The 6,095-nt window shown below is 63.9% G+C and carries 4 protein-coding genes and 1 pseudogene; 4 read left to right on the top strand and 1 reads right to left on the bottom strand.

Annotation, left to right across the window (positions count from 1 at the left end; translation table 11 throughout):
* A pseudogene (locus Q0349_RS08425) lies at positions 1-310 on the bottom strand (hypothetical protein); the annotation flags it as partial.
* 61 nt (positions 311-371) lie between these two features.
* Here Q0349_RS08425 and hemA point away from each other — a divergent pair.
* The 4 genes from hemA (at position 372) to Q0349_RS08405 (ending at position 5,998) form a co-directional block, all read left to right on the top strand.
* On the top strand, positions 372-1,646 hold the full coding sequence (gene hemA, locus Q0349_RS08420) for a glutamyl-tRNA reductase (protein ID WP_298080423.1): 1,275 nt from the start codon (positions 372-374) through the stop codon (positions 1,644-1,646).
* The gene (gene prfA, locus Q0349_RS08415) at positions 1,647-2,729 is read left to right on the top strand and encodes a peptide chain release factor 1 (RefSeq protein ID WP_298080422.1); all 1,083 of its coding nucleotides are present in this window, start codon (positions 1,647-1,649) and stop codon (positions 2,727-2,729) included.
* An 89-nt stretch (positions 2,730-2,818) separates the two neighbouring features.
* Positions 2,819-4,243 carry an efflux transporter outer membrane subunit gene (locus tag Q0349_RS08410; RefSeq protein ID WP_298080421.1) on the top strand — a complete coding sequence of 475 codons (1,425 nt, stop codon included), beginning with the start codon at positions 2,819-2,821 and terminating at the stop codon, positions 4,241-4,243.
* 72 nt (positions 4,244-4,315) lie between these two features.
* Entirely contained in the window at positions 4,316-5,998 is a 1,683-nt protein-coding gene (locus Q0349_RS08405) for a hypothetical protein (protein WP_298080420.1), read from the top strand.
* The last annotated feature ends 97 nt before the right edge of the window (positions 5,999-6,095 follow it).

The raw sequence follows: 6,095 nt of genomic DNA, 5'->3' as shown, positions 1-6,095 counted from the left end.
GCCAGACACGGGCAATCTTCTCGGCGCGGGCAAAATCGCGCGTATCCCAGGCGAGACCATAACCATACTCCAGCGCGTCATACTCGCCGCTCTCCACCGCCACATCCGCCATCGTATTGAGCGCGGCGCCGAACTTGCCCGCATGATCCTCAAACCGCGCCGTCATCGCGCCGTACAGCCACTGCGACGACTGCGACCATTGCGGCTGCGACTTGCGCTGCGCGGGCACGGCGAACCCCTGCCCAAGGAACATGGGCAGCGCGCAGAACAACGCCAAAGACAAACGGTTACGACGTGGCAATCTGGACACCATCGGCTGAAAGAGAAAGCGCGATAGCTTAAAATACCTACATGAAACTTTTAATGACCATATGTTGAACCCCCACGACCCGCCCGGCAAAACCATCACCGCCTACGGCCTCAACCACCACACCGCCGACGCCGCGCAGCGCGAAAAATACAGCTTCACCCCCGACGAAACCATCACCGCCCTCGCCGCCTGCCGCGAAGCCAGCGGCGCGGGCGAAATCGCGCTGCTCTCCACCTGCAACCGCAGCGAAATCTACACCGTCGGCGGCGACCCCGCCCGCCTCGCACAGTGGCTCGCGGCTGCCAAACACACCACGCCGGAAGCCCTCGCCGCCATCACCTTCCACTACCGCGACCGCGACGCCATCCGCCACATCTACCGCGTCGCCAGCGGGCTGGACTCGCTCATCCTCGGCGAACCGCAAATCCTCGGCCAACTCAAACAGGCCTACCACCTCGGCAAAAAAGCGGGCACCATCGGCGGCGTACTGGAGCGCCTCTTCCAGCAAAGCTTCGCCGTCGCCAAACAAATCCGCCACAGCACCCAAATCGGCGCCAACAACGTCTCCGTCGCCGCCGCCGGGGTCAAACTCACCCACCGCTTCTACGACGACCACAACCGCCGCACCGCGCTCATCGTCGGCGCAGGCGACACCGCACGCCTCGTCGCCAAATACCTGAAAGACAACGACATCAAGCGCCTCATCATCGTCAACCGCACCCTTGCCCACGCACAAACGCTGGCCGAAGAACACGGCGGCTTCGCCATCAGCCTCGAACAACTGCCCGCACAACTGCACGAAGCCGACATCATCATCGGCGCCGCGCGCAGCGACCGCACCCTCATCAGCCGCGAACACATCAAAGAATCCCTCAACCGGCGGCGCAACAGCCTGCAAGTCCTCATCGACCTCGCCATCCCGCGCAACTTCGACCCCGCCATCGACACCCTGAACCAGGCCTTCCTCTACAGCGTCGATGACCTCGAACAAATCATCGACGACAACCTCAAGGCGCGACAAAGCGCGGCACGGCAGGCAGAAGCCATCATCAACCTCTACGGCGACGACCTCATCGGCTGGCTGCGCTCCAAACCCCAACAACAAATCGTGCGCAAAATGCGGGAAAACGCCAACACCATCCGCGAACAACTCCTACAAGAAAGCTACCGCCGCCTCGCCCACGGCGAAGACCCGGCACAACTGCTCGAACAACTCAGCCGCAAACTCACCAACAAACTGCTGCACAACCCCAGCGAACTCATCCACGCCATCCCGCCCGACCACAAAGACTGGCTCGCCATCATCGCCGACACCTTCAAAACCGAGACCCACTAAATGCACCCCGCCATCCGCGAAAAACTCGCCAGCCTGCGCGAGCGCCACGAAGAACTCAACGGCCTGCTCGCCCTGCCTGAAACCGCCGCCAACCCCGACCAACTGCGGCGCTACGCGCAAGAACACGCCCAACTCGCCCCCGTCATCGCCATATTGGACGCCACCGAAGCGCTCGAACACCAACTGGCCGACCTCGCCGACCTCGAAAGCGACCCCGAAATGGCCGAACTCGCCGCCGCCGAACGCCCGGCACTCGAAGCACAAATCGCCGCCAACGAACACCAACTGGCGCGGCAGATGATACCCAAAGACCCGCTGGACGGCGCCGACATCTACCTCGAAATCCGCGCCGGAACAGGCGGCGACGAAGCCGCCCTCTTCGCGGGCGACCTCTTCAGAATGTACGGCAAATACGCCGAACAAAAAAACTGGAAAATCGAAATCCTCAGCGAAAACCCCGGCGAACACGGCGGCTACAAAGAAATCATCAGCCAAATCAGCGGGCAGAACGTCTATTCCACCCTCAAGTTTGAGTCCGGCGCGCACCGCGTACAGCGCGTCCCCGAAACCGAATCCGGCGGGCGCATCCACACCTCCGCCGCCACCGTCGCCATCCTCCCCGTCGGCGACGACATCCAGCCGGTAGAAATCAACCCCGCCGACCTCAAAGTCGATACCTACCGCGCCTCCGGCGCAGGCGGCCAACACATCAACAAAACCGACAGCGCCATCCGCATCACCCACCTGCCGAGCGGCATCGTCGTCGAATGCCAGGAAGAGCGCTCACAACACAAAAACCGCGCCAAAGCCATGCGCCTGCTCGCCGCGCGCCTCTTGGACATTGAACGCAGCAAAGCGCAGAGCGAACAGGCGGCGGAACGGAAAAGCCTGGTCGGCAGCGGCGACAGGAGCGAACGCATCCGCACCTACAACTACCCGCAAAGCCGCGTCACCGACCACCGCATCAACCTCACCCTCTACAACCTCGCCGAAGTGCTGGAAGGCGACCTCGACAGCGTCATCACCCCGCTCCAACAAGAACAAGAAGCCAACGCCCTGCTCGACCTGCAAAACAGCCTGTAACCCGCCCCGCCCTAACTAAAAAACCCGTAAAACCGCCCGCGGGCAACATGGCGTAACCTTGCGCGACCGATGCTTCACAAGGAACACCCATGAATGCCAAACCCCTCCTCCTCGCCGTCCTGCTTGCAGGCTGCGCCAGCAGCACCCCGCACAACCTGCAACAGGAGCTCGCGCAAAGCGCCGTCCCCGCCGCGTGGATGTTTGAGAGCAGCGACCGCGCCGTGAACCAGCACACAGAATGGTGGCGCGACTACAGCAGCGCCGAACTTGACCAGCTCGTCGCGCGCGGCCTTGCCCACAACCAGAACCTTGCCGCCGCCGGCTTTGCCTGGCAAAAAAGCCGCATCGCACTCGAAAACAGCCAAGCCAACCGCGCCCCCGACTACAGCGGCAGCATCGGCGCGGGCGTGAACCGCAACCTCAGCCACGGCGGCCGCACCAGCCAGAACTACAGCACCAGCCTCGGCGTCAGTTACCAGACCGATCTCTGGGGCAAACTGCGCCTCGCCGAGAGCAATGCCCAATGGGAAAGCGAAGCCAGCGCCGAAGACCTGCTCGCCACCCGCCTCTCCCTCATCGGCGACATCGTCAGCGCCTACCTGCAAATCGCCAACCTCAACGACCAACTGGCGCTGAACGCCGCCTACCGGCAAAACGCCGCACAAACGCTGGAACTCACCCGCACCAAAGAACGCGCGGGCAGCGCCAGCCAGCTTGACCTGCGCCAGGCGGAACAAAACCGCACCAGCCTCGACGCCAGCCGCGACCAATTGCAAAACCAGCGGCAACAGGCTGAAACCACCCTCGCCAGCCTGCTCGGCGCGCCCGTCAGCCGTGTCATCAGCGGCGAGCCGAGCCTGAAAGCCCTCACCGTACCCGCTATCGACAGCGGCATCCCGGCGCATCTGCTCGCGCAGCGCCCCGACCTGCGCGCCGCGCAATACCGCCTGCAACAAAACATCGGCAACATCGCCATCGCCGAACGCGACTACTACCCCGACCTCAGCCTCGGCGCGAGCCTTGGCACCGGCGCCGACCGCCTGCTGCAACTGCTGCACAACCCCGTCGGCGCACTCACCGCCAACATCACCCTGCCCTTCTTGAACGCCCACAAAAAAGCGCTCGCTGAAAAAGAAGCCGAAACCAGCTACCAGCAAAGCCTCGCCAGCTACCGCCAGACGCTTTACCGCGCCTTGGGCGAAACGCAAAACGCCATCCTCAACCTCCAGCAAAGCCGCGACGAAGCCGCCAGCCTGCAAACCCGCCTCGCCCAGGCCAAAGACATCGAAAACCTCACCCGCATCCGCTACCAGGCGGGCGCGGCGAGCCTGCAAGACGTGCTGGAAAAAGAAAACGCGACCCGCAGCGTCGAAGAATCGCTGCAAAACAACCGCTACGAGCAGCTCACGCGCAGCCTGACCCTGCACCTCGCCTTGGGCGGCAACCTGCAGGACAACGAAAGCGCGCGCCCGCAGCCGTCGCCCGCCAACGCGCCCGTAACACCCCGTCGTTGACCATTTGAACCGCAGCAATTACCCGGCGAACCCCCGCTATAATGCCCGCTCCCACAATCCCACGGAGACCCCATGATTCAACTCCCCGCCATCCTCATCACCCTTGGCCTCGCTGCCGCGCTGGTCAACCCCGAAGCCCCGCGCCGCGCCGAACCCGACAGCCCGCCCGCCGTCGCCATCAACCAGCTGGCAGCTCCGGCACACATGACGGCCACCTGGCCGGAAGACATCCTCGACGCCACCCGCGCCGCCAAAACCGACATCGCCTACACCCCCGGCGACGAACAGACCTGGTACTTCAACGCGGGCGGCAGCCCCGTTGACCAGGCGACCACAGGCGGTTACTACCGCAAGGCGCTAGGCAAAACCGCCGATGGCCGCCTCGTCGTCCAGGACTACTACCAGGACAGCGGCAAACCGCAAACCGCGCCCTTCATCCTCAAAAAAAACAGCGACCCGCACGACTTTGACAGCAACAACAGCGACAGCAAAACCGTCTGGTACCGCGAAGACGGCAGCGTACAAAGCATCCAGGACTACCGCGACGGCAAAGAAAGCGGCCGCCACAACTTCTACCAGAATGGCCGCCTCGCCGTACAACTGCCGAAAGCGGATGGCGACGACGACCCGGCGGACGACCCCTACAACCGCGACCTCGGCGAAATCGGCAGCGGCCTGCGCCTCTACTACCCCAGCGGCAAACTGATGGCCATCCTGCAAAGCGACGACGACGGCGCGCAAATCCTCTACCGCGAAGACGGCAGCCCGCTCATCGCCGTGCATAACAGCGCCGATGACAAACCGAAAGAAGTCAGCAGTTGGGACAAAGACGGCAACCTCCTCGACAACGGCCCCGCGCCCGAAGAGCTCGCCCCCATCCGCGCGCGCGGGAAAGAACTGCTTGACCTCGTCAAAGCCGAGCTCTTCCCCGCGAACAACGCCCCCGACCCGTTGCCCGAACCCGTCGCCCTGCCCGGCCTGCTCCCGGAAAACATCCTCGATGCACGACAGGCGGGCGCCACCACCCTCGACTACACCCCGCAGAACGACGGCCAAACCTGGTACTTCGACGCCAACAATGCCCCCGTCGCCAGCGCCAGCCCCGGCGGCTACTACCGCAAGGCGCTGGGCAAAACCGCCGATGGCCGCCTCGTCGCGCAAGACTACTACCAGGACAGCCACAGCCCGCAGACGGCGCCCTTCATCCTCGTCAAGGACGCCGACCCGCACGACTTCGACACCACCACCGCGGACAGCAAAGTCGTCTGGTACCGCAAAGACGGCAGCATCTCCAGCGTGCAGACCTTCGCCGGCGGCAAAGCACAAAGCCGGATGAACATCTACCTCGATGGCCGCCTCGCCGCACAAATGCCGCGCCCGGAGCACCTTGACGAGCCGGACGACCCCTACCGCGCAGCGGGCGAGCTCGCCGACGGCATCCGCTACTACCACGACAACGGCCACCTGCTCTACCTCTACCGGCGTTACGCCAACGAAAGCAGCGAAGTCCTCTACGACCGCGACGGCAACCCGCTTGCTGCCTGGCGCGAACGCGCCGACGCCCCGTCCGCCGCCTGGAATATAACCGACGAACATGGCGAAAAACGCGGCGCACTCGACGAAGCTATCAGACGCCGCGACCACATCCAACAAATGCTCGAAGACGAAGACGACGCCAGCCCGGACGGGCGCGCACAAACCGGTGCGGAAGAAGAAAAACCCGCCGCCGCATCGCCTGCGCCCTCGCAACCATAGCCTTTGCGCCGACACACCCTACGCCCAGAATCCGCCATAGGGTGCGCCTCGGCGCACCATCCGGATGATGCGACGATTTTGCGACGGTGGCGAGAAA

The organism is uncultured Cardiobacterium sp., assembly GCF_938028185.1.
Taxonomy (GTDB): domain Bacteria; phylum Pseudomonadota; class Gammaproteobacteria; order Cardiobacteriales; family Cardiobacteriaceae; genus Cardiobacterium.
The sequence above is the reverse complement of the archived record's forward strand: the minus strand, read 5'-3'. Positions and strand labels throughout refer to the sequence as shown.

What these genes read in the sequence shown, in the direction of transcription:
- hemA (WP_298080423.1), top strand. Translation starts at nt 372, where the DNA reads ATGTTGAACCCCCACGACCCGCCCGGCAAAACCATCACCGCCTACGGC.
- prfA (WP_298080422.1), top strand. Translation starts at nt 1,647, where the DNA reads ATGCACCCCGCCATCCGCGAAAAACTCGCCAGCCTGCGCGAGCGCCAC.
- Q0349_RS08410 (WP_298080421.1), top strand. Translation starts at nt 2,819, where the DNA reads ATGAATGCCAAACCCCTCCTCCTCGCCGTCCTGCTTGCAGGCTGCGCC.
- Q0349_RS08405 (WP_298080420.1), top strand. Translation starts at nt 4,316, where the DNA reads ATGATTCAACTCCCCGCCATCCTCATCACCCTTGGCCTCGCTGCCGCG.